Raw genomic sequence first — 25,935 nt, forward strand, 5'->3', positions numbered from 1 at the left:
AGGCGACACGACCCGCGCCTGCGCCGCCGCCTCCCCAGCATCAGCCGCAGCAGCGCCCCCGCCGCAACAGCAGCAGGCCCTGCGGGCGTCGCCCCTCAACCCGATGCCGCAGCCGCGCGCGCCGGCTGATCGCCAGGCGGCGGCCGAACCGGCGCCCACTTTCCGCAATCCCGCCGACAATTACGGTATCAAGCGCGCACAGGAGCAGTATCTGTGGTCGGTCATGCGCCGCATCGCGCAGTTCCCCTACGTTCCCAAGAATACAAACACGATCCGTGAAGAAGGAACGGTACTGACGCGCGTGACCATCGCGCGGGACGGACGGCTCATGAATGCCGTCATGGAAAAGTCGAGCGGCCTGGCCTCGCTCGACGCCGGCGTGATGGAGACGATCCGGAAGGCGTCCCCATATCCGCCGCTGCCGAATGACATTCCCGGCGCCAGCCACACATTCTTGCTGCCCGTAAGCTTTCGATACAACGAGCAGCGCTGAGCCGGCCGCACGACGGGCTGCCGTTCCGGCTGGCCCCCGATCCGCACGGGTCGTAGAACAAGCGGTGCCGTGACCCACGACAGCAACCTTCCTGCGCCCGGCGGGGCGTTGACCAGTGGCGCGTCGCAATCCGGGCGCATGTCCCCGGCCGCGCTCGCTCTGGCGATCGGGCTGCATATCGCGGTGGCGGCAGCGTTGTGGTGGATCTCGCCACTGCATTCGGACGATCACGCCGAGACGCCCATCATGGTTTCGGTCGAACCGGAACCGCTTGGCGGGTCGAGCGCCGGACCGCAGGAAGGCGCAGCCTCGGCAGGCTGCGCGCCGGCGGCCAATGCCCCGACGTCGCCCCCTGCGACGGAAGCGGCCACCGCGCCTGCGCCGCAGGAAACGACGCCGACGCCCCCTCAGCCGGCCCCGGCCGAACCGCAACGAGAGCCGCCCCCACCTCAGCAGTCTCCGCAGCAGGCCGCCGCACAAGCGGCGGAGCCGTCGCCCCCGGCCGAAGCCGATCCGCAGACGACCTGGCAGACCGACGCGTCGGCGTGGAAGCCGGAGGTCACTTTCGAGGAGACATTGCCGCCGCCGGAGGCGCCGCCGCCGCCGACCTCGCGCGACATTCCAAAGCCGCAGCGCGCCGCGCCGCCGCCACGGACCGTGCAGCGCGCGCAGACGACGCCACCGCCGCGGCCGGCAGCACCGCCACCTGCAGCGTCTTCCTCGTCATCGCTTGGCGAGCAGCAATCGACCGCCAGCCTGTTGTCATCGTCGGCACCGGGAGCCTCGAATTCGGACCTCGCGGCCGGACACGGCGGACTTCGCAACGACTATCTTTCGCGAGTGTTCCGACACATCGAGCCGTATCGCGTCTATCCCGCCAGCGCTCGCGAAAATCGTCAGTCCGGCCGCGTGGTGACGCGGGTCACGATCAATCGCAGCGGCCAGCTCGTCGACGCCCGGATCGAGCGGTCGAGCGGCTGGCCCGTCATCGATGCCGCCGAACTGGCCGCCATCCGCCGCGCCATGCCGCTGCCGCCGGTGCCGAACGGCATGCCCGGCGACCCGATCGTGCTGATCCTGCCGATGAACTACGGGATGCGGTGAGCGCCCGCGATCAGGCGAAGTCGGCGGAGAGGGTCTGACGAACGGCCGCCGGCATGACCGCCATGTGGCCGTAGCTGGGATGATCGAAGCCGACCACGACGTCGCCCTCACCGCTCTTGAAGGCCGCGATCTCGGCAGCGGTGAAGGGAAAGCGGATGAACTGCACGGCCGAAGCCTTGCCGTCCTCGCGCGAGCGCTCCTGATCGTCTTCCGCCACACCGCGCACCGTCGCGCCATTGATGCGGATGAACGCACGCTGCTCGACGCCGCCCAAGGTGGCGAGGACGCGCGCCCGACGCAGCGGGTCGTCGATCTCGAACATAACAGTTGCGACCAGCTCGCTGCCCTGCGGGATCAGCGGATTGTAGGCCGCGAGTTCGTCGACAAGCTGTTCGGCGCCGCCCTTCTCGATGAAGAGCATCTCGTGCACCTGATGCAGCATCGTGTCGAAGGACTCGAAATAGAAAGTCGCGAACGGTCCGACTTCGAGCCGGCGGTTCTTCTTGATCTCGGCGATCCGCTTACGGCGCTCGGCACGCTGACCGACATACTCCGCCAGCGGGATGATCATCGAGGCATCGATCTTGCGCGCGGTCATGCTTCCTGCCTTCCGATACCGTAGGCGCGCGCCAGCAGCTCGATCGGATGATCGGCGCGCGAGGGCTTAGGCTTCTGCTCGCCCGCCGTCATTTCCATCACCTGCATCAGATGATCGGCGGCCAGCGGACATTCCGAGGCGACGAAGTTGGTGTCGTTCTTCAGCGCGGCCTGTGCCGCGGGCTTGCCGACCTTCACCGCCGTCTCGAAGTTCTCGGTGCGCGCACCCCAGATACCGCCATGGCCACTGCAGCGTTCGATCACCGCCACCCGCGTCTTGGGAATGAGGCGTAGCATCTCCGCGGCCTTGGCGCCCATGTTCTGCGCCCGCGCATGGCAGGCAAGATGGACGCTGACACCGCCCTCCAGCGGCTCGAGCCCCGGCGCCAAACCGTTCGTCTTGGCGATGTCGACGACGTATTCGGAGAGGTCGAAGGTCGCGTTGCTCAGGCGTTCGATGGCGGGATCCTTGGGACAGATCAGCGGCCATTCGAACTTCAGCATCAGCGCGCAGGAGGGCGTCAGCGCCACGATGTCGTAGCCCCTGTCGACCCACGGCAGCAGCTCGGCCGAGACCTTGTGCGCCGCCGCGGCGACCGATTCGATGTCGCCCAGTTCGAGCTTGGGCATGCCGCAGCAGGCGGGATGCACGACCTCGGTTTCGACGCCGTTCCGGGCCAGCACCGCACGCGCGGCGGCGCCGATATCGGTGTTGTTGAAGTTCACGAAGCAGGTGGCGTAGAGCACGGCCTTGCGCTTGCCGAACGCAGGCGCGGCCTCGTTCAGTTCAGCGCCTTCGCGCCGCGCGCGGATTTCGAAGGTTTCGCCGGCATAGCGCGGCAGCCGCGCCCCGTGATGAATGCCCGCAAACTTCTCGAGAGCCTTGCGGGTGGTCGTGTTGTGCTCGTCGGTCGTCCAGTTCGCCGCCGCGGCAGCGAAGTTACCGAGGCGGCCCATGCGATCGGTGTCGGCGAGCTGCTGCGCCACGAAGTCCACGCCTTTCTTCCGCGCCTGCACGGCGCGATGGCGCAGCATGAGGTGCGGAAAGTCGAGCGCCCATTCGTGCGGCGGCACGTAGGGGCACTTCGTCATGAAACACATGTCGCAGAGCGTGCAGGCTTCCTCGACCTGCGCGTAATCCTCCTTCTTCACGCCATCGAGCTCGCCGGTCGGGCCGTTATCGATCAGGTCGAAGAGGCGCGGGAAGGAATCGCAGAGATTGAAACAGCGGCGGCAGCCGTGACAGATGTCGAAGACGCGCTCCATTTCCTTTTCGAGCGCCTTCTCGTCCCAGAACCAGGGGTTCTGCCAATCGAGAGCGTGTCGGATCGGGGCTTCGAGACTGCCTTCGCGCATGGTGTAGAGCTCTGCCGGCGGGTAGCGGGACGTGTCGTAAAGCGGGAAGAAAAAGGGGACCCGCGCGGGGTCCCCCCTTGTGAGAGGTCGTCGCAGGAGCCCGAGGGGCTCAGGCCATCGTGTCCAGCGCCTTCTGGAAGCGACCGGCGTGGCTCTTTTCGGCCTTCGCCAGCGTCTCGAACCAGTCGGCGATTTCACCGAAGCCCTCTTCGCGCGCGGTGCGCGCCATGCCCGGGTACATGTCGGTGTACTCGTGCGTCTCACCCGCGATCGCGGCCTTGAGGTTGGCCGAGGTCTCGCCGATCGGCAGGCCGGTCGCCGGGTCGCCGCTCACTTCGAGGAATTCGAGATGGCCGTGCGCATGGCCGGTCTCGCCTTCAGCCGTCGAACGGAAGACGGCCGCGACATCGTTGTAGCCTTCGACGTCGGCCTTTTGTGCGAAGTAGAGATAGCGGCGGTTCGCCTGGCTCTCGCCCGCAAACGCGGCCTTCAGATTATCTTCGGTCTTGGATCCCTTGAGGTTCGCCATAGTCTTCCTCCTATGTGATCGGCCCATCCGCCAATCTCATTCGGGATTTAGGATTCCAAGAGCAACAACGTCAAGCAGATTAGAACCGTTCTAAAAGATGCAAACGATTCGCAAGCCTCTCGGCGCGAATGCGCGCTCAGCGGCGGACGCGGACGATCACGTCGACGCGCGAGAGGCGCGTGCCTTTGGGCGGCGTCGGCAGACCGGCGATGGTCACCTTCTCCGACGGAAAATCGTGCAGCTCACCATCCGGCTCGACGAAGAAGTGATGGTGATGGCCGGTGTTGGTATCGAAATAGGACCGCCCGGGCGCCACCACCACCTCGCGCAGCAAGCCGGCATCGCGAAACTGGTTCAGCGTATTATAAACAGTGGCCAGAGATACCGGCATGCGGGTCGCCTTGACCTCAGCGTGCAGACTCTCTGCGGTAACATGACGATGGCCGGCCTCGAAGAGCACGCGCGCCAGCGCGACGCGCTGCTTGGTGGGCCGCAGACCGGCCGCCCGGAGGCGGGTAGGAAAATCGGGACTATTGCCGGGCATCGTTACAATCATATGTAAGCAGGAGAAAAGGACAAGAAAAGGGCTGTCGTTTGCCCCTTTTGCCCCTAAGACAAGATGAGAGGGGCGTTTTGGGGTGGTTTGCGCCGGGCGTCCGGCATCCTTATTCTGCCGCCCGACGCCCGCGTGGGGTGGCCGCAGGACGGTAAAAGTGAGCGAGCAGAAGAACAGTTATACCTTCGAAGACCTGATCGAATGCGCCAAGGGGAACCTCTTCGGCCCGGGCAATGCCCAGCTGCCACTGCCGCCGATGCTGATGTTCGACCGCATCGTCACCATCAACGATAACGGCGGCCTGTATGGCAAGGGCGAGATCGTGGCCGAACTCGACGTGAAGCCCGACCTCTGGTTCTTCGCCTGCCATTTCAAGGGCGACCCGGTGATGCCGGGCTGCCTCGGCCTCGATGCGCTGTGGCAGATGCTGGGTTTCTTCCTCGGCTGGATGAAGGCGCCTGGGCGCGGCCGGGCGCTGGGCGTCGGCGAGGTTAAGTTCACGGGCATGATCGTGCCGACCGTTCGCAAACTCACCTACCACGTGCACCTCAAGCGCGTGATCCTGCGCAAGCTGGTCCTGGGCATCGGCGACGGCTTTGTTCATGCCGACGGCGAGCAGGTTTTTGAGGTAAGCGGCCTTAAGGTTGGGCTGTTTCAGGACGCGGCGCCGGCCGCAGCGGCCGGCTGATGAAGCGCGTTGTCGTTACCGGCCTCGGTATCGTCTCCCCGATCGGCAACAATGCCGCCGAGGTGACGAAATCGCTGAGGAATGGCACGTCGGGCATCGAGTTCGTCCCGCAGTACAAGGAACTGGGCTTCCGCAGCCAGGTCGCCGGCACCCTCAAGCTCAATGTCGAGGAGCTGGTCGACCGTCGTCTCATGCGCTTCATGGGCAACGGCGGCGCTTATGCCTATCTCGCCATGAAGGAAGCCATCGCGGATGCCGGCCTCGGCGAGGCCGAGATTTCCAACGAGCGCACCGGCCTGGTCGCGGGCTCGGGGGGTCCGACGACGGGCGCCATCGTGCAGTCGGCGATCATCGCCAAGGAAAAAGGCCCCAAGCGGGTGGGCCCCTTCCAGGTGCCGCGCGCCATGTCGAGCACCGTCTCAGCGAACCTTGCGACGGCTTACAAGATCAAAGGGCTGAGTTACTCGATCAGCTCCGCCTGCTCGACCTCGGCGCATTGCATCGGCAACGCCGTGGAGTGCATCCAGCTCGGTAAGGCCGACCGTATGTTCGCAGGCGGCGGCGAGGAACTCGAATGGACTCTGTCGGTCTTGTTCGACGCCATGGGCGCCATGTCGGGGAAGTACAACGACACGCCGCAGCGGGCGAGCCGCGCTTACGACAAGGACCGTGACGGTTTCGTCATTGCCGGCGGCGGCGGCATTCTCGTGCTGGAAGAACTCGAAGTCGCCAAGGCGCGCGGCGCCAAGATCTATGCCGAGGTGGTCGGCTACGGCGCCACGTCGGACGGTGCCGACATGGTCGCGCCCTCGGGTGAGGGTGCCCTGCGCTGCATGCGTCTGGCGCTCGAAGGCTTCGGCGATGGGGCCCGGCGCAACATGCCGGTCAACTACATCAACACGCACGGCACCTCGACGCCGGTCGGCGACATCACCGAGCTCGACGCGATCCGCAAGGTGTTCGGCGACAAGCTTCCCACTGTCAGCTCGACCAAGTCGCTGACCGGGCACAGCCAGGGCGCCACCGGCGCGCACGAGGCGATCTACTCGTTGCTGATGATGAAGGAAGACTTCATCGCCGCTTCGGCCAACATCGAGAACCTCGACCCCGGCGCGGAAGGCTATCCGATCGCCCGCGAGCGCATCGACAATGCCGGCCTGCAAACCGTCCTGTCGAACAGCTTCGGCTTCGGCGGCACCAACGCCTGCCTCCTCTTCTCCCGCTACGATCACTGAGAAGGATCGATGTCCACTGAAAGGACCCTTTCCGCAGCACCCGATGCCTCGGGCAGCGGTACGGCGGCGCCTCCCGCTGGCGCCAAGCCGGCGGCGCTGCCCGACGTTCCCAAGCTGATGGCCGGCAAGCGCGGCCTGATCATGGGCGTTGCCAACGACCGTTCGATCGCCTGGGGCATCGCGCAGTCGCTTCACGCCGCCGGCGCCGAGCTTGCCTTTACCTACCAGGGCGCGGCTTTCGGCAAGCGCGTGCTGCCCATGGTGCAGAAGCTCGGCTCGACCGTCGTCGTCGAGGCCGATGTCGAGGACGAGGCGAGCCTCGACAAGCTGTTCGAGACGCTGAAGAAGGAATGGGGCCGGCTCGACTTCGTGGTCCATGCCATCGCCTTCTCCGACAAGGAGGAGCTGAAGGGCCGCTACGTCGATACGACCAAGGCCAACTTCCAGCGCAGCCTCACCATCTCCTGCTACTCCTTCACCGAGATCGCGCGGCGCGCGCTGCCGCTGATGAACGAAGGCGGCAGCCTGATCACGTTGACCTACGAGGGCGCCACACGCGTGATGCCGTCCTACAACGTGATGGGCGTGGCCAAGGCCGCCCTCGAAGCCAGCGTGCGCTATCTCGCGGCCGATCTCGGCCCGCAGGGCGTGCGGGTGAATGCCCTTTCCGCTGGGCCGATGCGTACGCTCGCGGGCGCGGTGATCGGCGGTGCCCGCTACGTCTATCGCGTCTCGCGCGAGGCCTCGCCGCTGCGCCGCAATGTCGAGCTCACCGACGTGGGCGGCGCGGCGCTCTACCTGCTTTCGGACCTGAGCGCGGGCGTCACCGGCACGGTGCATTTCGTCGATGCCGGCTACCACGTGATTGGCCTGCCGCACGACGGCAGCGTGACACCCGGCGGCGAATAGCAGGCAGCGAGCCGCCGCCGCCAGTGCCGCGCAACAGCATGTTCCTCAAATGAAAACGGCGGCCGAAAGGCCGCCGTTTCCGTTTAGTCGAAAGGGCTTACTCGCCGGCGGCAGGCGCGGCCGGAGCCGGAGCCTCTTCGCGCGGCTTGTTCGTGATGTCCTCGCCCGTCTCCTGGTCGACGACCTTCATGCTGAGGCGGACCTTGCCGCGATCATCGACGCCCAGGACCTTGACCTTGACCTGGTCGCCTTCCTTGATGACGTCCGTGACCTTGGCGACGCGGCGCGGCGCCAGCTCCGAGATGTGCACGAGGCCGTCGCGCGCACCCAGGAAGTTCACGAAGGCGCCGAACTCGACGGTCTTCACGACCTTGCCATTGTAGATCACGCCGACTTCCGGCTCGGCCACGATGCCCTTGATCCAGTCGATCGCGGCCTGGCCCTGCTTGGCGTCGACCGCAGCGACCTTGATCGTGCCGTCGTCCTCGATGTCGATCTTGGTGCCGGTCGTCTCGGTGATCTCGCGGATCACCTTGCCGCCGGTGCCGATCACTTCGCGGATCTTGTCCTTCGGAATGGTGAACTGCGTGATGCGCGGCGCGTTCTGGCTGACGCTCTCGCGGGCGCCGCCCAGACCCTTGGCCATTTCGCCCAGGATGTGGATGCGGCCGTCCTTCGCCTGGCCCAGCGCGACCTTCATGATCTCCTCGGTGATCGAGGTGATCTTGATGTCCATCTGCAGCGAGGTGATGCCCTTCTCGGTGCCGGCCACCTTGAAGTCCATGTCGCCGAGGTGATCCTCGTCGCCCAGGATGTCCGTCAGGACGGCGAAGCGCTCGCCTTCCTTGATCAGGCCCATGGCGATGCCGGCCACCGGACGCTCCATCGGAACGCCGGCGTCCATCAGCGACAGCGAGCCGCCGCACACCGAGGCCATCGACGAAGAGCCGTTGCTCTCGGTGATCTCCGACACGATGCGGATCGTGTACGGGAACTTGTCCTTGCCGGGCAGCATCGGACGGATCGCGCGCCAGGCGAGCTTGCCGTGGCCGATCTCGCGGCGGCCGGGCGACCCCATGCGGCGCACTTCACCGACCGAGTACGGCGGGAAGTTGTAGTGCAGCATGAAGTTTTCGCGGTACTCGCCTTCGAGCGCGTCGATGATCTGCTCGTCCTGCCCGGTGCCGAGCGTAGCCACGACCAGCGCCTGCGTCTCGCCGCGGGTGAACAGCGACGAACCGTGAGCGCGCGGCAGCACGCCGACTTCCGCCACGATCGGACGGACGGTCTTGGTGTCGCGGCCGTCGATGCGCTTGCCGGTATCGAGGATGGCGGTACGCACGACGTCGGCCTCGAGGTTGCCGAACTGCTCGCCGAAGGCGGCGAGCGCCTCGTCGTTGCCTTCGAACAGCTTCTTGGCCTCGGTCTTCACGGCGCTGATCTTGGCCTGACGAGCCTGCTTCTGGGTCTCGGCGAAAGCCTCGACCAGCTTGCCGCGCATCTCGGCCTTGAGCTTGTCGGCCACGGTCTTGGACGCTTCCGACGGATCGGTGAGCGGCAGCGGCTCCTTGGCGCAATGCTCGGCGAGCTGGATGATCGCGTCGATCACCGGCTGGAACGAGCGATGGGCCTCCATGACGGCGCCCAGCATGACCTCTTCGGAAAGCTCCTTGGCTTCCGACTCGACCATCAGCACGCCTTCCTTGGTGCCGGCGACGACGAGGTCGAGCGAGCTCGCCTCGGTCTGCTCCAGGGTCGGGTTCACGACGAACTTGCCGTCGAGATAGCCGACCCGCGCCGCGCCGATCGGGCCCATGAAGGGCACGCCCGAGATGGTGAGCGCCGCCGACGTGGCGACCATCGCCAGAATGTCGGGATCGTTCTCCATGTCGTGCGCGAGCGTCGTCACGACGACCAGCGTCTCGTTGCGGTAGCTCTCGTGGAACAGCGGACGGATCGGGCGGTCGATCAGGCGCGAGGTCAGGATCTCCTTCTCGCTGGGACGGCCCTCACGCTTGAAGAAGCCGCCGGGGATCTTGCCCGCCGCGAAAGCCTTCTCCTGGTAGTTCACGGTCAGCGGGAAGAAGTCGAGGCCGGGCTTCGGCTTCTTCTCGAACACGACGGCGGCCAGCACAGTGGTGCCGCCGTAGGTCGCCATCACGGCCCCATCGGCCTGACGCGCGATCTTGCCGGTCTCGAGCACGAGCTTGCGCCCGGCCCAGTCAATCTCTTTGCGGAAAACTTCGAACATCTCATTCATCCTTTCCATCACGGCCGTTCGCCCCCGTTTGGCAACGACCGCCCGCCGACGCCCTTGCGCCGGCAGGACCGAGACAGGCCTTTGCTCTCGCCCCTGCCTTCCCGGTTACTGCAATGTTGCGTCAGCCGGCCGAACTCACGGGGACCGGACGACGCAACGCGAAAAGGCCCCGCCCCATCTTTGAAAGAAGGGAGCGGGGCCTGAGGTTCAACGCCGGAGACCCAGGCGCTCGATCAACGTGTCGTAGCGCTTGTTGTCCTTGGCCTTGAGGTAGTCGAGCAGACGCCGGCGCTGGCCGACGAGCTTCAGCAGACCACGACGCGAATGGTGATCCTTCGCATGGCCCTTGAAGTGCTCGGTAAGATTGGAAATGCGCTCGCTAAGGATCGCGACCTGGACTTCCGGCGAACCGGTGTCACCCTCGGCCTGAGCATAATTCTTGATCAGCTCCGCCTTGCGCACGGCTGTAATCGACATCGGTCATCTCCATAAACTTAAAGGTTGAACACGCGCACCGGCTGAAGAGCGGCGCCGTCCGAACGGACCAGTGCCACGAGCCTGTCGCCGAGCTCGGCGCGAACCAGAGCGCCGGACGGCGGTGCGTCCCGGGTCAAGAGCACCGGCTGGCCTTGGCGCAGCCGATCCGCTTGGGCTTCCGTCACAGCCAGCGCCGGGATGTCGTCCAGCGCGGTTGCAACGGGCGCCAAGGCCCCGAAGAGCGCGGGAATATGCCCGAGGGCCTCTAGTTTGGGAAGCGAAATGGCCGCGGCCTCCCTGAAGGGTCCGGCGACGGTCCGACGCAGCATCGACAGGTGGCCGACGGTGCCCAGGGCGACGGCGAGGTCGCGTCCGAGGGACCGGATATAGGTGCCCTTACCGCAGCCCACCACAAAATCTGCATGGTCCCTGTCTGGGCGGCCGAGGAACTCCAGGCGTTCGATCAGGACGCGACGCGGCTTGAGCTCGACCGCCTCGCCGGCCCGGGCCAGATCATAGGCCCGCCGCCCGTCGACCTTGAGCGCCGAGAAGACCGGCGGCATCTGCTCGATCTCACCCAGAAAGGCCGGAATCACCGCAGCGATCGCGCTATCCTTGGGTCGGGCCTCGCTCGTGGCCGTGACCTCGCCTTCGCGGTCTTCGGTCGAGCGCGCTTCGCCGAAGCGGAGCGTAAAGCGGTACTCCTTGCGGCCATCCATCACGAACGGCACGGTCTTCGTCGCCTCGCCCAGCGCGATGGGCAGCACGCCACTGGCCAGCGGATCGAGCGTGCCGCCGTGCCCTGCCTTCTGCGCACCGAACAGCCGGCGCACCCGACCGACTGCCGGCGTCGAGCCCAGGCCCTCCGGCTTGTCGAGGATCACCCAACCGTCGATCTTCTCGCCCTTCCTCGTTCGTGACATGACACAGCCTCTACACAGACACTTGGTTGCGCGCCATTAGTTGCTTCAGGCAGGCTGCAGACATGACATCCGAACCACAATCCGACGCGCTGCGACGCCCGGCCCTCTTTGTACTGTTTTTTCTCTCGGGCGCCGCGGCGCTGATCTACCAGACAGCCTGGCATCGGTTGCTCGGTCTTTTCGCGGGCGCCGACACAATTGCGGCCGCGCTGATCGTCGGCGCCTTCCTGCTCGGTCTCGGGATCGGCAGCCTTGTCGCCGGCTTCTACGCAGACCGCCTGTCGCGACGCGCCTCTCTGGTGGCCTTCGCGATCTGCGAAGTCGGCATCGCGGCATTCGCGCTGATAAGCCCCTGGCTCTACTACGATGTCATCTATCGCGAGCTGCTGCCGCTTTCGTCCTCGCGCGCGGTCATCTTCGCCATCGTCTTCGCCAGCCTGCTGTGGCCAACGTTCCTGATGGGCTGCTCGCTGCCCTTCCTGTCCAAGGCCGTGGTCAGCCAGATCTCGGGCTCGGCGAAGCTGATCGGCTGGCTCTACGGATTGAACACGCTGGGCGCCGGCGTCGGTGCCTTCGTTGGCGGCTGGTTCCTGATCGGGACTTTCGGCTTCGACAAGGCGGTCTATGTCGGGGCCGCCCTCAATCTGGTGGTCGCGGCGGGCGGCCTCCTGCTGGCGCGCGGCCTCGACCTGACCGTGGCCTCGCCGGGACCGAGGGCTGCCATAGCCGTTGCCGCGGGCGACGACGTCGTCTGGCGCTGGTCGCTGCTGGTGTTCATCAGCGGCTTCCTGATCGTGGCCCTGCAGATCGTCTGGTACCGGCTGGTCGGGGTGCTGCTGCAATCCAATGGCTACAGCTTCTCGCTGGTGCTTGCAGTGTTCCTGCTCGGCGATGCCGCCGGGCTGCTGGTCGGCGCCAGGGTCATCGACCGCATCGCCGATCCCCGACGCTTCTTCTTCCTGATGCAGGGCGTGGCCACGATGCTCGCGCTGTGCGGCGCCTGGTATGTCTATTTCGCGATCGGCGCCGGACTGCTGCCCTCCTCGTTCGTCGACCGCGACCTCATGAGCGGCAAGCCGGCCGACATGGCGGTCATCGTCTTCCTGCTGCTGATCGTGGTGCTGCCGGCCTCCTTCATCATGGGGTTCTCATTTCCAGTGGTGCAGAAGGCCGTGCAGCGCGATCTCGACCTGCTGGGCAGCCGCGTCGGCCTGGTACAACTCGCCAACATCGTCGGCAACAGCATGGGCAGTCTGGTCGCCGGCCTCCTGCTGCTCGATATGGTCGGCACGGCCGGCACCCTGAAGCTCCTGGTGGCGATCGGGCTCGCCTTCGCCCTCCTCCAGCTCGCCGGTCCCCGGGCGACGCGCTGGGCCTATCTGCCGGCGGCCGTGCTGGTAGCCGGCCTGCTGTTCTTCCCGGGCGGCGACGCCTTCTGGCGACGCCTGCACGGGCTCAAGGAAGAGAAGGCCATCATCGCGGAGGACAAGACCGGGCTCAGCCTCCTGAAGATGTCCGGCGCGGACAATGGCAGGCTCTACATCCAGGGCCATTCTCAGAGCCAGTTGCCGTTCACGACGGTACATGCGTTTCTCGGCGCTATCGGGCCGCTGACGCACGATGAGCCCAAGCGCGTGCTGGTGATCGGCTCGGGTACCGGCGGCACGCCCTATGCCGCCGGCCTGAATCCTGCGACCGAGAAGGTCCGTGTCATCGAGATCGTGGCGCCGGTCATCGAGACCCTGCACGACTATGTCAACGAGGGCGGGCGGTCGGGCATCGACCAACTGCTCGCAAACGCCAAGTTCGAGGTGGTCGTCGCCGACGGCCGTCACGCACTCGCCCACGACGCGGCGCGCTACGACGTGATCGAGGCCGATGCCATCCTGCCCAAGACGGCCCTCTCGGGACTCCTGAACTCGCAGGAATTCTTCCGTCAGGTGCGCGCCAAGCTGGCACCGGGCGGCATCTACGTGCAGTGGGCACCGACCGAACGTTCGATCGAGACCTTCCGCTCGGTCTTTCCCTACGTGACGATGGTGCATCCGGCGCTGATTGGCAGCGACCGGCCCATCCCCTACGCGCGCGAGAAGGTGCTGACGCTGCTGACGCGACCGGAGATCGTGGCCCACCTCAAGGCGGCGCGGATCAATCGCGACGAGCTGCAGAAATGGTTCGAGGACAAGAAGGTCGAGCCCCTGAACAACGGCCAGGTGGTCGCTGCGGCCTCACCCAATACCGATTTCTTCCCGCGCGACGAGTACTATCTCAATCGTCCTTGATGTCGCGCGCGACGTCCGGCCGGCGCAGCAAGGCGCCGATCTTGTCAGCCTCGTCGAAGGTGCGGTCGATCTCGAAACGGATCTCCGGCGCGTAGCGCAGTCCGGCGCGCTCACCGACCCGGGCACGGAACCAGGGCGCCGCCCGGCGCATGGCTGCAAGCAGCCGCTTCTCGTCTTGGCCGCCGAGCGGCATGACGAAGGCCGTGGCATTGCGCAGGTCGGGGCTAATATCGACGGCCGTCACGGTGATCGAGGCGTCACGCAGATCGGGATCGCGCATGTCGCCGCGCTCGAACAGCTCCGCCAGCAGGTGGCGAAGTTCCTCGCCGACGCGGAGCTGACGCTGGCCGGGAGCACGATTGTCTTTGTCGGATGAACGACGCCGGGACATGGCGTTTCTCCCTCTCTTCCTCTCCATTCAAATGGGGAGGTGGCCCATTTCGGCACTGTCTACAGCGCCTTTGGCCGGAGGGATCGCGATCCCTCCGCCTCGCATGACGAGGCACCTCCCCCGATGACGGGGGAGGCGAAACGTTAGAGCGTCGGCGTAACTTCCACGACGTCGAAGCATTCGATCACGTCGCCGACCTTGATGTCGTCGTAGTTTTCGAACGCCATGCCGCATTCGAAGCCGTGCTGCACTTCGCGGACTTCCTCCTTGAAGCGGCGCAGCGTCTTCAGCGTGCCTTCGTGGATCACGACGTTGTCGCGCAGCAGGCGAACCTTGGCGCCGCGCTTGACCTGCCCTTCCGTGACCATGCAGCCGGCGACGTTGCCGACCTTGGTGATGCGGAAGACTTCGCGGATCTGGGCGTTGCCGAGGAAGGTCTCCTTGTAGGTCGGGTCGAGCAGACCGACCATCAGAGCCTGAATGTCCTCGGTGACCTTGTAGATGATGCTGTAGTAGCGGATGTCGATCTTGTCCCGCTTGGCGATCTCACGGGCCTGCGGATTCGCACGCACGTTGAAGCCGATGAGCAACGCACCCGACGCCTTGGCGAGCGTAATGTCGGCTTCGCTGATGCCGCCGACGCCGCTGTAGACCACGCGGGTCGCGACCTTGTCGGTCGACAACCGCGCCAGCGCGCCGGCCAGCGCTTCCGCCGAACCCTGCACGTCGGCCTTGATCAGCACCGGCAGCTCCTTGGCCGTGCCCTCGCGGATGCCCTTGATCATCTCCTCAAGGGTGCCGCGGCCACCCGCAGCACGGGCAAGCTGGGCCTGGCGATCACGGCGAGCACGGAAGTCGGCGATTTCTCGCGCACGCGCCTCGCTCTCCATGACGTGGAACTCGTCGCCCGCCTGCGGCGTGCCGTCGAGACCCAGGATCTCGACCGGGAAGGCCGGACCCGCACTTTCGATCGCATTGGCGCGATCGTCGACGAGACGACGGACGCGGCCCCACACCGAGCCGGCAACGAGGATGTCGCCGACCTTCAGCGTGCCACGCTGCACCAGTACAGTCGCCACCGAGCCGCGGCCCGGATCGAGCTTGGCTTCGACCACGACGCCATCGGCCGGACGATCGGGGTTGGCCTTGAGTTCGAGCACTTCCGACTGCAGGAGGATCGCCTCTTCGAGCTTGTCGAGGTTGATCCGCTTGGTCGCCGAGACTTCGATCGACTGGACGTCGCCGCCCAGCTGCTCGACCTGGATCTCGTCCTGCAGCAGTTCGGTGCGGACACGGTTCGGATCGGCGCCCGGCTTGTCCATCTTGTTGATGGCCACGATGATCGGCACGCCCGCCGCCTTGGCGTGGGCGATCGCCTCCTTGGTCTGCGGCATGACGCCGTCGTCGCCAGCCACGACCAGCACGACGATGTCCGTCACCTTGGCGCCACGGGCACGCATGGCAGTGAAGGCTTCGTGGCCCGGCGTATCGAGGAAGGTGATCTTCTGCTGCGACGGCAGAGTGACCTGATAGGCGCCGATATGCTGGGTGATGCCACCGGCTTCGTGCGCCGCCACGTCGGTCGCGCGCAGCGCGTCGAGCAGCGAGGTCTTGCCGTGGTCGACGTGACCCATGATCGTCACGACCGGAGGCCGCGGCAGCAGGTGCTCCTCGGCATCGACCAGGTCGGCCAGGCCGGTTTCGACGTCACCCTCGGCAACGCGCTTGGAGCGGTGGCCCATTTCGGTGACGACCAGCTCGGCGGTATCGGCATCGATCGCCTGGTTGATCGTCGCCATCACGCCCATGCGCATCAGCGTCTTGATGACGTCGGCGCCGCGCTCGGTCATGCGGGAGGCGAGTTCCTGGACGGTGATCGTCTCGGGAATCGTGACCTCGCGATAGACCTTCTGCTGCGGCTCGCTGCCGAATTGCTGGCGGCGCTCGCGCTCCAGGCGGCGGCGCTGCTGCGCCACCGACCGGCTGCGGAAGTCGTTCTCGCCTGCGACCGCACGGCCGACATCGACCTTGTCGTTGCGGCGCTTCGGCGCTTCTCGACGGGCACCCGACGGCGGCGGCAGACGCTTGTTGACGATGGGCAGTCGCGGCGGCGGACGACGCAGCGCATCGCCGGTCGACGCGGGGGCGGCCCCGACGGGACGGCGAATCGGCGCAGCGGGCGCTGCCGGAGCGGGCGCCGGAGCCGGCGGCCTGATCTCTTGCGCCTGGCGCGCAATCGGCGCCTGCGGCGGGGCCGTGGCGGCCTGGTCGAGGCGCTTCTGGACCAGAGCGTCGGCCTTGCGCTTGACCTCTTCCTCGGCCTTCTTGCGCGCTTCCTCTTCGGCGAGGCGCTTCTTGTGCTCTTCCTCGGCCTTCTTGCGCGCCTCTTCCTCGGCGGCACGACGCACCGCCTCTTCGGCGGCACGCTTGCGCGCGATTTCCGCGTCGCGGTTGGCGTCGACAAGGGCGCGGGCGCGCGCTTCCTTCTCTTCCTCGGTCAGCGTGCGCAGCACGATGCCACGGCCACCATCGCGACCGCTCGAACGCGACGGCATGGTGGAGCGGCTGGGCGGCTGCGAACGAGAGGGCGCGCTCGTCGGCGCCGGAGCACCGCCGAGTTTCAGGGTGCGGCCGGCGGGCGCAGCAGCGGCAGGAGCGGGCTTCGGCGCCTCGGGGGCGGGCGTAGGAGCCGCAGCCGGCGGCGGAGTCGGAGCGGCAGTCGCCGGTGCAGAAGCGCCACCGGGGCGCTTTACCGGCTTCTTGACCTCAACCGTCACCGCGCGCGTGCGACCGTGCGAGAATTTCTGGCGCACCTGGGTCGCGTCAGCCTTCGTTGCAGCGCCTGAACGCGCCGTGGTCGAAAGCGTAAGCGGCTTGGTCGACTTGGTCTCTTCTTTCTGTTCCGTCATGTCGGCTGTTGTCCTTGGTCCGCCTCGGCGCGTCAACCGGCGCCGTTCAATCGGAAGCCGCGCCAACGCGCCGCCCCGACCGCAATTCGTTGAATGAACGCACCGCCCGCATCATCGCGGGCGACCGCCACGTAGACCGCCTGTTCGCGGCCGAAAATCCCGCCGAGCGACGCAGCGTCGCCCAGTTTCTCGATCGGCAGGCCCGTTGCCTGCAGCTTGGCAAGCCCGTCGCCGTCGGCCTCGCTGGCGACAATGAGAAGGCCAGCGCGACGCTGCCCCACCATCTGTTCGACCTTCACGAAGCCTGCGACGGCACGGCCGGCACGACGTGCCCGGCCGAGATCGTCGAGCGCCCGCTCCAGCAGCAGCCGTTCGACCCGATCGGCCAGATCCGGTGCTGCCTTCACCGACGCCCGTGCGGCCTTCGAGAACAAGTTCTTCTCGAGGACCCGTTCGAGTGCCGAACGCTCCGCCCGCACCCACATACCACGTCCCGGCAGGCGCCGCGCAAGATCAGGCACGGCATCGCCCTCAGGACCGACGACGAAACGGATCATCCGCTCCGGCGCAGCCTCCTCGCCGGTCGCGATGCAGGTGCGGACCGAGAGATGGGGTTCGGGCATAGTGAGGGCAAGTGCCAAGAGTGTCGGTCTCCTACGTTCAGGCCTTCGCGGCGTCGGCCTGGCCCGTCTCGTCGGCCGGGAACCAATGCTCGCGCGCCCTCATGATGATGGTGTTCGCCATATCGGAGTCCATGGCGCTCTCGCCCACGATCTCGCGCAGCTCGTCGGAGGCGAGGTCGCCCAGGTCGTCGAGCGTCTTCACGCCGGCATCGCCCAGAGCGACCAACATCGGCAAGGTGAGCCCCTCGGCCGACCGTACCTCCTCGGAAACACCCAGATTCTCGAGGCGCTCTGCCAGTTCGGCGTCGCGCTTCTCGATATATTCGCGGCCGCGGCGCTGCAGCTCGGTGGCGATCTCCTCGTCGAAGCCCTCGACGCCGGCCAGGTCCTCGACCGCGGCCTCAGACACTTCTTCGACCGACGCATAACCCTCGGCCACCAGCAGATGGGCAATGACGTCGTCGACGTCGAGCGTTGCCTTGAAGAGTTCGGTGCGCTCGCGCGTTTCCTTTTGGCGGCGCTCGCTCTCCTCGGCCTCGGTCATGATGTCGATCTCCCAGCCGGTCAGCTGCGAGGCGAGCTTGACGTTCTGGCCGCGGCGGCCGATCGCCAGGCTCAGCTGGTCGTCGGGAACGACGACCTCGGTCTTGTTCTTCTCCTCGTCCATCAGCACCTTGCTGACCTCGGCCGGCGCCAGCGCGTTGACGATGAAGTTGGCGGTATCGGCCGACCACGGAATGATGTCGACCTTCTCGCCCTGCAGCTCCTGCACCACGGCCTGGACGCGGCTGCCGCGCATGCCGACGCAGGCGCCGATCGGGTCGATCGAGCTGTCGTGGGAGAGCACGGCGATCTTGGCGCGGCTGCCGGGATCCCGGGCGACGGCCTTGATCTCGATGATGCCATCGTAGATTTCCGGCACTTCCTGGGTAAACAGCTTGGCCATGAACTGAGGATGGCTGCGCGACAGGAAGATCTGCGGGCCGCGCGGCTCCTCGCGCACGTCGAAGATGTAGGCGCGCACGCGATCGTTCACGCGCAGCGACTCGCGCGGGATCGTCTCGTCGCGGCGGATCACGCCTTCGGCGCGCTGCAGGTCGACGGTGATGTTGCCGTAGTCCACGCGCTTGACCACGCCCGACACGATCTCGCCGACGCGATCCTTGAATTCCTCGTACTGGCGCTTGCGCTCGCTCTCGCGCATCCGCTGGGTGATGACCTGCTTGGCGGTCTGCGCGGCGACGCGGCCGAAGTCGATCGGCGGCAGTTCGTCGGTCAGGAAGTCGCCGACCTGCGCCTCGGGGTTGCGACGCTGGGCTTCCACGAGCGCGACCTGCACGCTCTCGTTCTCGATCGGGTCGGCGACCTGCATGTAGCGCAGCAGCTTGATCTCGCCGGTCTTGCGGTCGATCTCGGCGCGAATGTCGTGTTCGAGCCCGTACTTGGCACGACCGGCCTTCTGAATGGCCTGCTCCATCGCTTCGAGCACTTCCTCGCGCTCGATGCCCTTTTCGCGGGCGACCATGTCGGCCACCTGCAGCATTTCAAGGCGCGGGATGTCGGCAGTCGTTGCCATGTCTGTGTCCCTCTTCTACCCAGTCCGTTCAGTGAGTCTGCCCGGCCCCTTCGAGGGCCTGGCGGTGTTCTTCGATCAGCCGGTCGGTCAGCTCGAGCTTGGCCTTCGATATCGCGTCGAGCGGCACCGCGGCTTCCTTGCCATCGTCGAGGCGCAGCCGAACGACGCCGTCGTCCAGTCCCACCAGCGTACCCTTGAAGCGTCGACGGCCTTCGACCGGCACCGTTGTCTCGATCCGCGCGAGGTGGCCGGACCAGCGGGCATAGTCCTTGGGGCGGGTGAGTGGCCGGTCGATGCCGGGCGAGCTCACTTCCAGCGTGTAGGCGTCGGAAATCGGATCCTCGACGTCGAGCACCGCCGACAGGGCGCGCGAGAGCGTGGCACAGTCCTCGACGTCCATCGGCCGGCCATCGGCGGGCTCGATCATGATCTGCAGGGTGCCGCCGCGGCTCATGGCGACGCGAACCAGCTCGAAGCCCATGCCGACGATGGTCGGGGCAACGATGTCTTCGATGCGACGCAGCAGATCGGTCACGCGGTTGGGCTTCTCGACAGTTTGGGTCGCTGGAGTTGTGCCAAATGAAAAGAGCGGGTTTTTGGCCCACTCTTTTTGTTTGGTTCGTCCCGCGAACCCGATGAGGATGGCGCGGATATAGTCTCCCCCCTGCCAACTGGCAAGAAAATCCGGCGTTTCCTATGGGAAAATGGCCACTTCCCTCTATATGTAGTGGCCTGGCGTTCAGCGCCGTCGCAGCCGCAAGAACACGGGTTTGTGACCGGCTAGCATTTTTTGCTCGTAGCGTGTTCCCGGCCAATCCGCCGGCCGGCCGCGCCAGTCCGCCGGCCCTTGGGCCAGCCACTCGAAGGCCGGATGCAGGCAGGCATGTTCGACCATCCAGGGCAGGTAGCTGGGATCGTCGGTGGCCAGACGCAGCTCCGCCCCTGGTCGCATCAGCCGGGCCAGCACATCGAGATTGTCACGCTGCACGAAGCGACGCTTGTGATGGCGCGTCTTGGGCCAGGGGTCGGGAAAGAGGACGAAGGCCCGCGACAGGGATTGCGCCGGCAAGGCCGCCATCACGAAGCGGGCATCGTCGGTGAACAGCCGCACGTTGCCGACGCCGGCCCGCTCGATATGCGCCAGGCACTTCGCAACGCCATTGATATAGGGCTCGCAGCCGATCAGCCCCACCGTCGGATGATGCTCGGCTTGCCACACCAGATGTTCACCGGCCCCGAAGCCCACTTCGAGCCACACGCCGTCGGCCGGCAAGGTGCCACCAAAGAGGCGTGCGAGGTCGATCTTCGCCGCGCTCTCGGCAACATCGGCCTCGGGCGTGACGATCGGTTCTGCGGGCAAGTCGAGGGCGAGGCGCGGCAGCAGCGTGTCGAGCAACGATTGTTGCCCGGCACGCAGCTTCTTGCCCCGGCGACGACCATGCAGCGTGCGTCGGCGGGTTTCTTCCATGGGATCTTCCGAGCCGTCCTTACATGATCACGTCGATCAGGTACGGGCCCTTCTGCGACATGGCGTAGGTGAGCTGCTTGGTGAGCTCGTCGAGGTTGGTCGCCTGACCGCTCGGCACGCCCATGCTCTTGGACATCATGGCGAAATCGAGCGTCGGCCGATCGAGGGTCAGCATGTCGATGGCACGCGGGCCGGGGTTGGCGGCGCCGACATCGGCGAGCTGGCTGTAGAGGATGTTGTAGGAGCGGTTCGAGAAGATCATCACGCAGACGTCGAGATTCTCGCGCGCCATCGTCCACAGCGACTGGATCGTATACATCGAGCTGCCGTCGCCAATCATGCAGATGACCTTGCGATCGGGGCAGGCGACGGCGGCGCCGACGGCCACGGGCGCGCCGAAGCCGATCGAGCCGCCCATGTTGTTCAGCCAGTCGTGCGGCGGCGCGCCGGCGCTGAACGGGAAGAAGCCGCGCCCCGTCGTGACCGATTCGTCGACGACGATGGCGCCCTCCGGCATCGTGGCACCAAGCGCCTGGCCGAGACCGTCGAGCGTGAACTTGCCGGTCGGCCGGTCCGGACGGCTCGGCTGGGCAATGCCTGCGGGCTTCTCGTTCAATGCGCCGAGTTCGGCGGCCAGCGCTTCCAGCGAGGCAATGGGATCGCCCTCGACGGGGCAAAGCGTGCTGATCTCGCAATCGTCGGGCGACAGCACCGACGGCTTGCCGGGATAGGCGAAGAAGGCGAACGGCGCCTTGGCGCCGCACAGCACCATCTGCTTCGTGCCCTTGAGCTGCGCCAGCGCGTTCTCGACCACGAAGTGCAGACGCAGGACCGGAATGCGGCCCGCGCCGCGCTCGATGCGTGCCGTGCCGCCCGCACCCTGCACCTTGCAGCCCGTCTTCGCCGCGATCTTGCCGGCGAGTTCGAGACCGCGGGCGCGCAGTGCCCGGCCGCCAATGAAGAGCATTGCGTTGGGCTGCTTCAGTGCCTTGGCGGCGGCCACGACCGTCTCGCTGGACGGCGCCGGCGGGGCCGGCGTCGCTGGAGTCTCGGCGACGCCATCGGCTTCGGTCCATGCCGTGTCGGCCGGCAGGATCAGGGTCGCGATCTGGCCCGGCGCCACACGCGCGGCCTGGATCGCCGCCGCACCGTCGGCCGCCACGGTCTTGGACGTCGGCGAAGTTTTCACCCAATGGGAAAAGGGCCGCGCGATGCCCTCGATGTCGGCCGTGAGCGGCGTGTCGTACTTGATGTGATAGAGCGCATGCTCGCCCACGATGTTGACGATGCCGGAGCCCGCCTTCTTGGCGTTGTGCAGGTTGGCTGCCGCATTGGCGAGGCCGGGACCGAGGTGCAGCAAGGTCGATGCCGGCTTGTCGGTCATGCGGTAATAGCCGTCGGCGGCACCGCTGCAGACACCTTCGAACAGGCCGAGCACGCAGCGCATGCCCTCGACGCGATCCAGCGCGCCGACGAAGTGCATTTCCGAGGTGCCAGGATTGGCGAAGCAGACCTCGACGCCGCCCTTCACCAAGGTCCGAACCAGACTCTCCGCTCCGTTCATCACGTCCCCCGAAAGCTCAACCGACTGGAAAATCACAAAGAGGCGGCACCCTAGGCCAGAGCCGGGCCGAACCCAAGTGCTTGCAATCACTTGCGAAATTTAGGCTTCAGATGTTCTTTCTTTATTCTCAACGATTTATTCAGTAAACTTGAATGATTACCTGAGCATTCATTTGAACTCTTAAGAACAAAAGTTTTTTTGACCCATGAGCCAATCGGTCCTCTCCGAGAGCTCGGCCATCGATGCACCGTTCGTCGTCGGCCCCGACCTCGTCGAATTCGATCGCCGCGAACTGCCGATCTACCAGACGCTCGAGTCGCGCTGGGCGGAAGCCTGTATCGACGACACGCCCTACGGTGCCCCGTTCGACCGGCTGTTCGGCGAACGCGATCCCGTCTTCATCGACGGTGTGGCAGGCTCGCCTGCCGGCGCGCCCCTGCCGCCAATCGGCGCGGACACGCTGGTCACGTTGAGCGATCTTTCCGACACGCTGTTGTTGCCGGCCGCCGACGAGCCAACCGGCACGGCTCACGACATTGCCGCGGTCTACGATTTCGGCGCCGACAGCCACGCCGTCGTCCATCTGCACGACGGCTGGAGCTGGGAGCAGAGCGCGGCGGAGTGGTCGTACGACCACCACGGCTGAGGCTCTGGGGCTGAAGTCTAGGCGGCGTCGCCCAGTTCGAGCTGGACGAGGTTGAGCCAGTAGGCCGCGCCGGTCGTCAGGATCTTGTCGTTGAAGTCGTAGAGCGGCGTGTGCACGTGATGGCAGCCGCGCGGCTCCTCGTCGCCGCCGTTGCCGATCATGATGTAGGCGCCGGGCTTCTTTTCCAGCATGAAGGCAAAGTCCTCCGCCCCGGTGATCGGCGGCGTGTTGGGATCCACCTTGTCGCGCCCCACCGTCAGCGCAGCCGCCTCGACGGCGAGCGTGGTCTGTTCGGCCGAGTTGATGAGCGGCGGATAGCGCCGGAAATACTTGTACTCGACGGTGCAGCCGCCGGCCTGCGCGATGCCCTGCGCCACCTCACCCAGACGACGTTCGAGAAGCGCCCGCACGTCCGGCGAATAGCTGCGGGCCGTGCCGCGGATCAACACGTCGGAGGGAATGACGTTGGGCGAGCCGAACGTGCCGGCAGCGATGTGACCGACACTCAGCACCGCCGTCTGCGTCGCCGGCACGTTGCGGCCGATGATGCCCTGCACCGCGGTGATGAACTGCGCGGCGACCATCGTCGGGTCGGTGCCGCGATGAGGCAGCGCGCCATGGCCGCCGGTCCCCTTGAATGTCGTCTCCCAGGTGTCGCTCGCCGCCATCATCGGGCCGGAGCGGATGGCGAAATGGCCGACCGGAAAGCCCGGCATGTTGTGCATGCCGTAGACCGTGTCGCAGGGGAACTTCTCGAACAGCCCCTCCTCGATCATCACCCGTGCCCCGCCCTCGCCCTCTTCGGCGGGCTGGAAGATGAAATGGACCGTGCCGGCGAAATCGGGCGCTGCCGCAAGATGCCTGGCCGCACCCAGCAGCATGGTCGTGTGGCCGTCATGGCCGCAGGCATGCATCTTGTTGGGGATCGAGGAGGCGTGATCGAACTCGTTCTTCTCCTGCAGGTGCAGCGCATCCATGTCGGCGCGCAGGCCGATCGTCTTCTGGCCCGGCCGGTTGCCCTTGAGGGTCCCCACGACGCCGGTCGTGGCCAGGCCGCGATGAACGTCGAGGCCCCAGGATTTGAGTTTCTCGGCGACGATCTCGGCGGTCCGGACCTCCTCGAAGGCTGTCTCGGGATGACGATGGATGTCGCGTCGGATGGTGGTCAGCTCGGCGGCATGGGCAGCCAGCATCTCGGCGGTGAAGCGGGTCATGTGCAGGATCCTTTCGCGTGATGAGATTAGCCGGAGTTCGGCCGAAATGAACACCCACCCCTCGGCCGCGCGCCGGATGGGCGCAGGGGTGGCGCCGCCCTGCCCGCCGCGGTAAACCCCGGCCGCCATGATTCTGTTTCCTGCTATCGACCTCAAGGACGGCAAGTGTGTGCGCCTGCTGCGCGGCGACATGGCACGAGCCACGGTGTTCAACGACAGCCCGGCGGCCCAGGCCAAGGTCTTCGCCAATGCCGGCTGCGAATGGCTGCATCTGGTCGATCTGAACGGCGCCGTCGAAGGCCATCCGGTGAACCGCGCCGCGGTCGAGGACATCCTGAAGGAGGTCACGGTGCCGACCCAGCTCGGCGGCGGTATCCGCACCATCGAGAGCATCGCGCAATGGATCGAGGCCGGCGTGCAGCGGGTGATCCTGGGCACGATCGCGGTGAAGGAGCCCGGCCTCGTCAAGGCGGCGTGCAAGCAGTGGCCCGGCAAGATCGCCGTCGGCATCGATGCCCGCGACGGCATCGTGGCGGTCGATGGCTGGACCCGGCAGAGCACGGTGCGCGCCCTCGACCTCGCGCTGCGCTTCGAGGACGCCGGCGTCGCCACCATCATCTACACCGACATCGACCGCGACGGCGCCATGGGCGGCGTCAATGTCGACGCCACGGTGACGCTGGCCCAGCATCTCACCACGCCGGTGATCGCCTCGGGCGGCGTCAGCTCGCTGGACGATCTGCGCGAACTCCGGCCCAACGAGGAGTTCGGCATTGTCGGCGCCATCGTCGGCCGCGCGCTCTATGACGGCCGCGTGACGGTGCCCGACGCCATCCGCGTGCTGAAGGGCGAATAGCGTCGTGCTGAAGGTCCGCATCATCCCCTGCCTCGACGTCAAGGACGGCCGCGTCGTGAAGGGCGTGCAGTTCGTCGGCTTGCGCGATGCCGGCGATCCGGTCGAACAGGCCCGCATCTACGATGCCGCCGGCGCCGACGAACTCACCTTCCTCGACATCACGGCCAGCCACGAGAACCGCGACACCATCCTCGACGTCGTCGGTCGCACCGCGGAAGAATGCTTCATGCCCCTGACGGTGGGCGGCGGCGTGCGCCAGGTCGAGGACATCCGCCGCCTGCTGCTGGCCGGCGCCGACAAGGTCTCGATCAATTCGGCGGCCGTGTCGCGGCCCGAGTTCGTGCGCGAGGCCGCCAAGAAGTACGGCGACCAGTGCATCGTCGTGGCCATCGACGCCCGCAATGTCGGCCCCGGAAAGTGGGAGGTCTTCACCCATGGCGGCCGCAAGGGCACCGGCCTCGATGCGGTCGACTGGGCGCGGCGCATGGCCGAGCACGGCGCCGGCGAGATCCTGCTCACGTCGATGGATCGCGACGGCACCAAGTCCGGCTTCGATCTCGAACTGACGCGCGCCGTCTCGGATGCCGTGCCCGTGCCGGTCGTGGCGTCGGGGGGAGTGGGCACGCTCGATCATCTTGTCGAGGGCGTCACGCGCGGCGGCGCTTCGGCAGTGCTCGCCGCGTCGATCTTCCACTTCGGCGAGTTCACCATCGCTCAAGCGAAGGAACATCTCGCGCAAGCGGGCGTTCCAGTACGACAAATCTCGCGCCCGACCTGATTTTGGCGTAGAATTGTTGTCTTAGTGTTTCAAGGACGCTCGTCAAAGAGGCGTCTGAAAAATCGAGCGCCCGTCCCCCACGGGCGGCGGAGTTCTCCCCCGGATGGCCAAGAAGAAAAAAGCGAAGAAGGCGCCCAAGACCAAGCGCCAAGACGGTATCGCGAGCGTCGACGAGCATGTGCTCGACCGCCTCTATGTCGTGATCGACAGCCGCAAGGGCGCCGACCCCGAGACGTCCTACACCGCCCGCCTGTTCAGCCGCGGCCGCCAGCAGATCGCCAAGAAGCTCGGCGAAGAAGCGGTCGAAGCGTTGATCGAGGGCATCCGCGGCGACAAGCCGAAGCTGGTCGGCGAAAGCGCCGACATGCTCTACCACTTGCTGACCCTGTGGGCGGCGACCGGCGTGAAGCCCGCGGCCGTATGGGCCGAGCTGGCGCGCCGCGAGGGCCTGTCAGGCATCGCCGAGAAGGCCAGCCGGAAGAAATAGCCTCCGTGCCGCTC

25 protein-coding genes are annotated in these 25,935 nt (G+C 66.4%); 10 read left to right on the top strand and 15 right to left on the bottom strand.

Annotation, left to right across the window (positions count from 1 at the left end; all coding sequences use genetic code 11):
* Positions 1–493: energy transducer TonB family protein (locus tag BN60_RS23865; protein WP_215905935.1), on the top strand; the 493-nt coding region annotated here is incomplete at its 5' end.
* Positions 494–631: 138 nt separating this feature from the next.
* Positions 632–1,597 (top strand): energy transducer TonB, encoded by a 966-nt coding sequence (locus tag BN60_RS23870; RefSeq protein ID WP_020698693.1) that lies wholly within the window; start codon positions 632–634, stop codon positions 1,595–1,597.
* A gap of 10 nt (positions 1,598–1,607) precedes the next feature.
* Here the strand turns inward: BN60_RS23870 and BN60_RS23875 are convergent, their stop codons facing one another.
* The 4 genes from BN60_RS23875 to irrA form a co-directional block, all read right to left on the bottom strand.
* On the bottom strand, positions 1,608–2,195 hold the full coding sequence (locus BN60_RS23875) for a DUF3501 family protein (RefSeq protein WP_020698694.1): 588 nt from the start codon (positions 2,193–2,195) through the stop codon (positions 1,608–1,610).
* A complete protein-coding gene (locus BN60_RS23880) occupies positions 2,192–3,550 on the bottom strand; it encodes a heterodisulfide reductase-related iron-sulfur binding cluster (RefSeq protein WP_020698695.1) in 1,359 nt (452 codons plus the stop codon). The genes BN60_RS23875 and BN60_RS23880 overlap by 4 nt, the downstream gene beginning before the upstream one ends.
* A gap of 109 nt (positions 3,551–3,659) precedes the next feature.
* A complete protein-coding gene (locus BN60_RS23885; protein ID WP_020698696.1) occupies positions 3,660–4,079 on the bottom strand; it encodes a rubrerythrin family protein in 420 nt (139 codons plus the stop codon).
* A gap of 136 nt (positions 4,080–4,215) precedes the next feature.
* Positions 4,216–4,623 carry an iron response transcriptional regulator IrrA gene (irrA, locus tag BN60_RS23890; protein ID WP_020698697.1) on the bottom strand — a complete coding sequence of 136 codons (408 nt, stop codon included), beginning with the start codon at positions 4,621–4,623 and terminating at the stop codon, positions 4,216–4,218.
* A 169-nt stretch (positions 4,624–4,792) separates the two neighbouring features.
* Between irrA and fabA the strand changes: the two genes are divergently transcribed.
* The 3 genes from fabA to BN60_RS23905 all read left to right on the top strand — a co-directional run bounded on the left by fabA (position 4,793) and on the right by BN60_RS23905 (position 7,467).
* Positions 4,793–5,323: a 3-hydroxyacyl-[acyl-carrier-protein] dehydratase FabA gene (gene fabA / locus BN60_RS23895; RefSeq protein WP_020698698.1), complete on the top strand. Its 531-nt coding sequence runs from the start codon at positions 4,793–4,795 to the stop codon at positions 5,321–5,323.
* Positions 5,323–6,558 (top strand): beta-ketoacyl-ACP synthase I, encoded by a 1,236-nt coding sequence (gene fabB, locus BN60_RS23900; RefSeq protein ID WP_020698699.1) that lies wholly within the window; start codon positions 5,323–5,325, stop codon positions 6,556–6,558. Before fabA ends, fabB begins: the two co-directional genes overlap by 1 nt.
* 117 nt (positions 6,559–6,675) lie before the next feature.
* Positions 6,676–7,467: an enoyl-ACP reductase FabI gene (locus BN60_RS23905; protein ID WP_043286637.1), complete on the top strand. Its 792-nt coding sequence runs from the start codon at positions 6,676–6,678 to the stop codon at positions 7,465–7,467.
* A gap of 97 nt (positions 7,468–7,564) precedes the next feature.
* Here the strand turns inward: BN60_RS23905 and pnp are convergent, their stop codons facing one another.
* The 3 genes from pnp to truB all read right to left on the bottom strand — a co-directional run bounded on the left by pnp (position 7,565) and on the right by truB (position 11,088).
* Complete coding sequence (gene pnp / locus BN60_RS23910; RefSeq protein ID WP_043286640.1) at positions 7,565–9,718, bottom strand: polyribonucleotide nucleotidyltransferase; 2,154 nt, start codon at positions 9,716–9,718, stop codon at positions 7,565–7,567.
* A gap of 216 nt (positions 9,719–9,934) precedes the next feature.
* A complete protein-coding gene (gene rpsO, locus BN60_RS23915) occupies positions 9,935–10,204 on the bottom strand; it encodes a 30S ribosomal protein S15 (RefSeq protein WP_020698702.1) in 270 nt (89 codons plus the stop codon).
* 17 nt (positions 10,205–10,221) lie between these two features.
* Positions 10,222–11,088 carry a tRNA pseudouridine(55) synthase TruB gene (truB, locus tag BN60_RS23920; RefSeq protein WP_342626627.1) on the bottom strand — a complete coding sequence of 289 codons (867 nt, stop codon included), beginning with the start codon at positions 11,086–11,088 and terminating at the stop codon, positions 10,222–10,224.
* A gap of 101 nt (positions 11,089–11,189) precedes the next feature.
* Between truB and BN60_RS23925 the strand changes: the two genes are divergently transcribed.
* The gene (locus tag BN60_RS23925) at positions 11,190–13,409 is read left to right on the top strand and encodes a fused MFS/spermidine synthase (protein ID WP_020698704.1); all 2,220 of its coding nucleotides are present in this window, start codon (positions 11,190–11,192) and stop codon (positions 13,407–13,409) included.
* On the opposite strand, the gene rbfA is transcribed toward BN60_RS23925, so the two are convergent.
* The 7 genes from rbfA to BN60_RS23960 all read right to left on the bottom strand — a co-directional run bounded on the left by rbfA (position 13,396) and on the right by BN60_RS23960 (position 21,940).
* Positions 13,396–13,800, bottom strand: a complete 405-nt coding sequence (gene rbfA, locus BN60_RS23930; protein WP_020698705.1) for a 30S ribosome-binding factor RbfA — start codon at positions 13,798–13,800, stop codon at positions 13,396–13,398. The two genes, BN60_RS23925 and rbfA, sit on opposite strands and share 14 nt — an antisense overlap.
* A 143-nt stretch (positions 13,801–13,943) precedes the next feature.
* Positions 13,944–16,709 (bottom strand): translation initiation factor IF-2, encoded by a 2,766-nt coding sequence (gene infB, locus BN60_RS23935; RefSeq protein ID WP_020698706.1) that lies wholly within the window; start codon positions 16,707–16,709, stop codon positions 13,944–13,946.
* A gap of 32 nt (positions 16,710–16,741) precedes the next feature.
* Positions 16,742–17,350, bottom strand: a complete 609-nt coding sequence (locus BN60_RS23940) for an RNA-binding protein (protein WP_148283516.1) — start codon at positions 17,348–17,350, stop codon at positions 16,742–16,744.
* 19 nt (positions 17,351–17,369) lie between these two features.
* Positions 17,370–18,908, bottom strand: a complete 1,539-nt coding sequence (gene nusA, locus BN60_RS23945; RefSeq protein ID WP_020698708.1) for a transcription termination factor NusA — start codon at positions 18,906–18,908, stop codon at positions 17,370–17,372.
* Between the two features lie 28 nt (positions 18,909–18,936).
* Entirely contained in the window at positions 18,937–19,443 is a 507-nt protein-coding gene (gene rimP / locus BN60_RS23950; RefSeq protein ID WP_020698709.1) for a ribosome maturation factor RimP, read from the bottom strand.
* 204 nt (positions 19,444–19,647) lie between these two features.
* Positions 19,648–20,376: a tRNA (guanosine(46)-N7)-methyltransferase TrmB gene (gene trmB / locus BN60_RS23955; protein WP_020698710.1), complete on the bottom strand. Its 729-nt coding sequence runs from the start codon at positions 20,374–20,376 to the stop codon at positions 19,648–19,650.
* Positions 20,377–20,395: 19 nt separating this feature from the next.
* Positions 20,396–21,940, bottom strand: a complete 1,545-nt coding sequence (locus BN60_RS23960; protein WP_043284298.1) for an acetolactate synthase large subunit — start codon at positions 21,938–21,940, stop codon at positions 20,396–20,398.
* 205 nt (positions 21,941–22,145) lie between these two features.
* Here BN60_RS23960 and BN60_RS23965 point away from each other — a divergent pair, with 205 nt between their 5' ends.
* Positions 22,146–22,586, top strand: a complete 441-nt coding sequence (locus BN60_RS23965; protein WP_020698712.1) for a hypothetical protein — start codon at positions 22,146–22,148, stop codon at positions 22,584–22,586.
* Between the two features lie 17 nt (positions 22,587–22,603).
* Here the strand turns inward: BN60_RS23965 and BN60_RS23970 are convergent, their stop codons facing one another.
* A complete protein-coding gene (locus BN60_RS23970; RefSeq protein ID WP_215905990.1) occupies positions 22,604–23,779 on the bottom strand; it encodes a M20 aminoacylase family protein in 1,176 nt (391 codons plus the stop codon).
* 148 nt (positions 23,780–23,927) lie between these two features.
* Here BN60_RS23970 and hisA point away from each other — a divergent pair, with 148 nt between their 5' ends.
* The 3 genes from hisA to BN60_RS23985 all read left to right on the top strand — a co-directional run bounded on the left by hisA (position 23,928) and on the right by BN60_RS23985 (position 25,921).
* Entirely contained in the window at positions 23,928–24,656 is a 729-nt protein-coding gene (gene hisA, locus BN60_RS23975) for a 1-(5-phosphoribosyl)-5-[(5-phosphoribosylamino)methylideneamino]imidazole-4-carboxamide isomerase (RefSeq protein ID WP_020698714.1), read from the top strand.
* Between the two features lie 4 nt (positions 24,657–24,660).
* On the top strand, positions 24,661–25,434 hold the full coding sequence (gene hisF / locus BN60_RS23980; protein ID WP_020698715.1) for an imidazole glycerol phosphate synthase subunit HisF: 774 nt from the start codon (positions 24,661–24,663) through the stop codon (positions 25,432–25,434).
* A 103-nt stretch (positions 25,435–25,537) separates the two neighbouring features.
* Entirely contained in the window at positions 25,538–25,921 is a 384-nt protein-coding gene (locus BN60_RS23985) for a phosphoribosyl-ATP diphosphatase (protein ID WP_020698716.1), read from the top strand.
* Positions 25,922–25,935: the final 14 nt, after the last annotated feature.

This window comes from Reyranella massiliensis 521, from assembly GCF_000312425.1.
Classification (GTDB): domain Bacteria; phylum Pseudomonadota; class Alphaproteobacteria; order Reyranellales; family Reyranellaceae; genus Reyranella; species Reyranella massiliensis.

Bases quoted from the DNA above. Each gene is read 5' to 3' on its own strand.
- BN60_RS23870 (WP_020698693.1), top strand. From the start codon at position 632: ATGTCCCCGGCCGCGCTCGCTCTGGCGATCGGGCTGCATATCGCGGTG.
- BN60_RS23875 (WP_020698694.1), bottom strand. From the start codon at position 2,195: ATGACCGCGCGCAAGATCGATGCCTCGATGATCATCCCGCTGGCGGAG.
- BN60_RS23880 (WP_020698695.1), bottom strand. From the start codon at position 3,550: ATGCGCGAAGGCAGTCTCGAAGCCCCGATCCGACACGCTCTCGATTGG.
- BN60_RS23885 (WP_020698696.1), bottom strand. From the start codon at position 4,079: ATGGCGAACCTCAAGGGATCCAAGACCGAAGATAATCTGAAGGCCGCG.
- irrA (WP_020698697.1), bottom strand. From the start codon at position 4,623: ATGCCCGGCAATAGTCCCGATTTTCCTACCCGCCTCCGGGCGGCCGGT.
- fabB (WP_020698699.1), top strand. From the start codon at position 5,323: ATGAAGCGCGTTGTCGTTACCGGCCTCGGTATCGTCTCCCCGATCGGC.
- BN60_RS23905 (WP_043286637.1), top strand. From the start codon at position 6,676: ATGGCCGGCAAGCGCGGCCTGATCATGGGCGTTGCCAACGACCGTTCG.
- pnp (WP_043286640.1), bottom strand. From the start codon at position 9,718: ATGTTCGAAGTTTTCCGCAAAGAGATTGACTGGGCCGGGCGCAAGCTC.
- rpsO (WP_020698702.1), bottom strand. From the start codon at position 10,204: ATGTCGATTACAGCCGTGCGCAAGGCGGAGCTGATCAAGAATTATGCT.
- BN60_RS23925 (WP_020698704.1), top strand. From the start codon at position 11,190: ATGACATCCGAACCACAATCCGACGCGCTGCGACGCCCGGCCCTCTTT.
- rbfA (WP_020698705.1), bottom strand. From the start codon at position 13,800: ATGTCCCGGCGTCGTTCATCCGACAAAGACAATCGTGCTCCCGGCCAG.
- infB (WP_020698706.1), bottom strand. From the start codon at position 16,709: ATGACGGAACAGAAAGAAGAGACCAAGTCGACCAAGCCGCTTACGCTT.
- nusA (WP_020698708.1), bottom strand. From the start codon at position 18,908: ATGGCAACGACTGCCGACATCCCGCGCCTTGAAATGCTGCAGGTGGCC.
- trmB (WP_020698710.1), bottom strand. From the start codon at position 20,376: ATGGAAGAAACCCGCCGACGCACGCTGCATGGTCGTCGCCGGGGCAAG.
- BN60_RS23960 (WP_043284298.1), bottom strand. From the start codon at position 21,940: ATGAACGGAGCGGAGAGTCTGGTTCGGACCTTGGTGAAGGGCGGCGTC.
- BN60_RS23965 (WP_020698712.1), top strand. From the start codon at position 22,146: ATGAGCCAATCGGTCCTCTCCGAGAGCTCGGCCATCGATGCACCGTTC.
- BN60_RS23970 (WP_215905990.1), bottom strand. From the start codon at position 23,779: ATGCTGGCTGCCCATGCCGCCGAGCTGACCACCATCCGACGCGACATC.
- hisA (WP_020698714.1), top strand. From the start codon at position 23,928: ATGATTCTGTTTCCTGCTATCGACCTCAAGGACGGCAAGTGTGTGCGC.
- BN60_RS23985 (WP_020698716.1), top strand. From the start codon at position 25,538: ATGGCCAAGAAGAAAAAAGCGAAGAAGGCGCCCAAGACCAAGCGCCAA.